This is a genomic window from Microbispora bryophytorum, from assembly GCF_006874465.1.
GTDB classification, from domain to species: domain Bacteria; phylum Actinomycetota; class Actinomycetes; order Streptosporangiales; family Streptosporangiaceae; genus Microbispora; species Microbispora bryophytorum.
The window spans coordinates 1-382 of record NZ_VIRL01000125.1 but is presented as its reverse complement, the minus strand read 5'-3'; the positions used below and the strand labels follow the sequence as shown (position 1 = coordinate 382).

Here is a 382-nt window from a genome sequence, read left to right as displayed (position 1 = left end):
AAGACGCAATCGTATACGCCGGCGCTGCTACCACGAAAACAAATACGAACAATGCGATTACCGCGATAGTTACCCATTTAATTAAGCGCTCCATCATTCCGCCTCCCCCGGTTTTATAATCTTCTCGCGGACAAGATACGAAAGCCCAATCGCCACCGCATCTGATTCGTCATCTGTCCGAAATGTAAAGTCGGCCGGGAGCGAAAGTATCCGCCGTACTCCCGCCTCTACTTCGTCTTTTGATGCGCTGCCTTTTCCGGTTACGTCCTTCTTAACTGTTGTCGGCGTGATCTCGACATCCGCCTTATAGCCGTATTTACCGAGCGCCAAGTCGATGACAGCCCACGCACAAACGGTGTTTGGTGCGTGGGCTGTCATCGAC

General features: G+C 52.1%; 1 protein-coding gene. It reads right to left on the bottom strand.

The genetic code is table 11. The features are described 5' to 3' along the window. Nucleotides 1–93: 93 nt before the first annotated feature. The coding region (locus tag FLX07_RS36150) for a crossover junction endodeoxyribonuclease RuvC (protein WP_142576461.1) at nt 94–382 on the bottom strand (289 nt) is incomplete at its 5' end.